Below are 1,295 nucleotides of genomic sequence, written 5' to 3' on the forward strand. Positions count from 1 at the left end.
GGTGGAGGTGACGTATCCGATGGTGCGGTCCTACGTCGCTGCTCGCCGCCCGCAGATACGGATCGAGGCGGGACGAGGGCCGCTGAACGCGTTCATCCCGCAGACCCACATGCCTGGGATGGAAGCAGAGGTCGACTTCGGGGACGTGACGATCCGTCTGGCCGGCGAGCAGGTCAAGGTGTTCCTGTTCGCGATGCGGCTGTCGTATTCCGGCAAGGCGGTGCACCGCATCTTCGCCTCCTGCGGTCAGGAGGCGTTTTTCGAGGGCCACGTCCACGCTCTCAGTGTGCTGGGCGGCATCCCCTGCGGCAAGGTGCGCTATGACAACTTGCGGGCCGCGGTTGCCCGGGTGCTGGGTCTGTCGAGAGCGCGGGTGGAGAACGAGCGGTGGACCGCGTTCCGTTCGCACTACGGCATCGAAAGTATGTACTGCCGTCCGGGACTTGAAGGCGCTCATGAGAAGGGTGGGGTGGAAGGCCAGATCGGCTGGTTCAGGCGAAACCACCTGGTCCCCGTCCCGGAAGTCGACTCCCTCGCCGAACTCAACGCAATGGTGGAGCGGCGGCCCGAGCGGGAGGAGGTCCGCCGCATCGGCCTCCGTTCTACACAACTGGTCGGACTGATGCTCCGCAGCTTCGAGTTCGATGCCCCACCCCGTCTCTCTCGGGCGTTCTTGACCTGGGCGGACCTTTGTCGTTCAGATCTGCGGGGTGCTGATCTGAGCGGTGCCATTCTCACCAGCGCTGATCTGAGACATGCGGTGCTCGCGTGGGCCCGCTTCGACGACGCGGGGATGGCCGAAGTCGACCTGCGCGGCGCGCACCTTACTGAGACGACTCTGCTGGCGCGGATCTCAGTGGGGCAGACCTCAGGCACTGTGAACCTTGGATGATCTCGCGCATGCAGGTAGTCCGTAGGGCAAGGATGGAAAACGCCGATCGAGGATCCGGCCTCGTCTGCAACGCGTGCGACTAAGGGCCCGGGCAAGGCGCAGCAGGCGTTCCAGCGCGGCCTGGCAGCCCTCGCCCAGCGTGGACCGATCCTGGCATGAAGCGGACGCAGTGGGTGGCGCGGGAAGGTGCCCACCGGCCTAGGCGTCATAGATCCGGGAGGGACGCGGAACTTTCGTTGAGGAGTCCGGCCGTTCGTCTCCGGCAGGCTCATCGGCGTCAGCGGGGCCGGGCAGGTCGTCGTCCTCGTCCCAGCCGTCCTCGAACCCTGTCTCCCCTTGCTGATCCTCTTCCTCAATCGGGGCGAAGGCGCCCACCAGGCCGTAGGAGAGGGTCGGAGCCGCC

General features: G+C 66.1%; 2 protein-coding genes. One reads left to right on the top strand and one right to left on the bottom strand.

All coding sequences use genetic code 11. The features are described from left to right. Positions 1-892: pentapeptide repeat-containing protein (locus ACZ5CR_RS45680; protein WP_468869728.1), on the top strand; the 892-nt coding region annotated here is incomplete at its 5' end. Positions 893-1,090: 198 nt separating this feature from the next. On the opposite strand, the gene ACZ5CR_RS45685 is transcribed toward ACZ5CR_RS45680, so the two are convergent. Continuing rightward, positions 1,091-1,295: hypothetical protein (locus ACZ5CR_RS45685; RefSeq protein WP_468869730.1), on the bottom strand; the 205-nt coding region annotated here is incomplete at its 5' end.

The organism is Streptomyces sp. NPDC031274, assembly GCF_055570235.1.